Origin of the sequence: Pseudoalteromonas sp. ESRF-bin5 (assembly GCF_002632075.1) — a bacterium.
GTDB classification, from domain to species: domain Bacteria; phylum Pseudomonadota; class Gammaproteobacteria; order Enterobacterales; family Alteromonadaceae; genus Pseudoalteromonas; species Pseudoalteromonas marina.
Genome location: NZ_NTLW01000082.1, coordinates 1 through 1,503, shown reverse-complemented (window position 1 = coordinate 1,503; position 1,503 = coordinate 1). Strand labels below are relative to the sequence as shown.

The 1,503-nt window shown below is 40.0% G+C and carries 1 protein-coding gene and 1 pseudogene; both read right to left on the bottom strand.

Going from position 1 to position 1,503, the window contains the following annotated elements; translation table 11 throughout:
• Positions 1-197, bottom strand: a pseudogene (locus BCG07_RS03965) (MFS transporter); the annotation flags it as partial.
• Positions 190-1,503, bottom strand: a 1,314-nt coding sequence (locus BCG07_RS03960; protein WP_286888799.1) for an alpha-amylase family glycosyl hydrolase, incomplete at its 5' end; no start/stop codon positions are given. The gene BCG07_RS03960 and the pseudogene BCG07_RS03965, both read right to left, overlap by 8 nt.

The following is a 1,503-nucleotide window of genomic DNA, read 5'->3' as shown; positions in this document are numbered from 1 at the left end:
ATTAAGCCTGTAAGCGGAGCTGCAACCCATAAAATAGGAATATCATCAACTTGTGCGCCTAATGTTTGAAATATTCGGCTTACATTGCCGTTTTGCAGAGCAAAACCAAACTGTATGCCTAAAAAGCCAAAGCACATGTTCCATATTTGCCAAAAACTTAAATTTGGCTTATCGGTATTATTATTTTGATTATTCATTATTAGCCTTATTTATTAATACTGCGCTGCTAAATGCATCAAGTGTCAGGTTAAATTTGGTGCCTTGTGAGTGTGTTTTAAGTTCCACTTGGTGTTGCTCAAGTAAATCAACAATTAGTGAGCTTTCTCCCAGTTTTGTTACTTGCTCCTGAGATAAATCAACGGAGATACTCTGTGTTTGCTCACTGAAGTTACTTAGTACCAAAATTGTTTGCTGCCCTAGCGTTCGGCTAAACCCAACAATACGATCGCTACCTGTAAGGTTAAGCTTTTGCATATCGCCGCCTACAACAGCAGGTAAGCTATTTAAAGCCATAATTGCTTTATAGTACTCACGCAAAGCAGCTTGTTCGTTAGTGAGTTTTGCGCCATCAAACTTACCGTTATTCATCCATGCTTGATGAGCGGGTACGCCTATGTAATCGAAAATACTAGTGCGAGTAGGCGATCCAAAGCCGGCATTTTCAGATCCATCCTCACCAACATCTTGGCCAAAGTATAATAAGCTTGGTGCACGACTAATTAAGTTAGAAACCACCATGGCGGGTTTACCCCAAACTGCATTTCCTGCAAAGTCAGGGCTAGCGATACGTTGCTCGTCGTGATTTTCTAAAAAGTGCAACATGTGTTGCTCTATGTCTGCAACGGTTTTATGCGCATCAAAAATAGTGTTTGCTGGCTGCTTGCTTTGCATAATGGCCTTTAACGTATCGTAAAAGCCCACTTTGTCGTAAAGAAAATCCATTTTCCCTTGGTGAATATAGGCTCGATACATTTTTGGGTTGTAAACTTCAGCCAGTAAAAAGGCATCTGGCTTTTGCATTTTTATTGATGAATTCAAAAAACTCCAAAATTCGACCGGTACCATCTCGGCCATATCATATCTAAAGCCATCAACCCCTTTGTCGAGCCAAAACAATGCAATATCTCTAAATTTATACCAGCTATTAGGGAGTTCTTTATCCTGCCAAAACGCATAATGAACACGGTAATCTTTCGTTTCTATGTTTTTTGGTAGTGTTGGAAAGTCGTAACTGCCGTCTGGTTTAACACCGTAATTCACTTTTACGGTTTCGTACCAATCGTTTATGTCAGGTTTTGGCGCTCGTGCACCATTACCGGTCCATTTTGCTGGGTTTTCATCAAAAAATCCGTCCGCAAGTGGATGAGCATTGCCACCTAGGACTTGGTAATTAACATCTGTAGGTACTTGAAAAGACTTTCCTGGTACATAGTAAAAATTATTATTTTTATCGTACACTTTACTGGTGTCATCTTGCTCACCAAAGTCTTTAACACCTTTAGG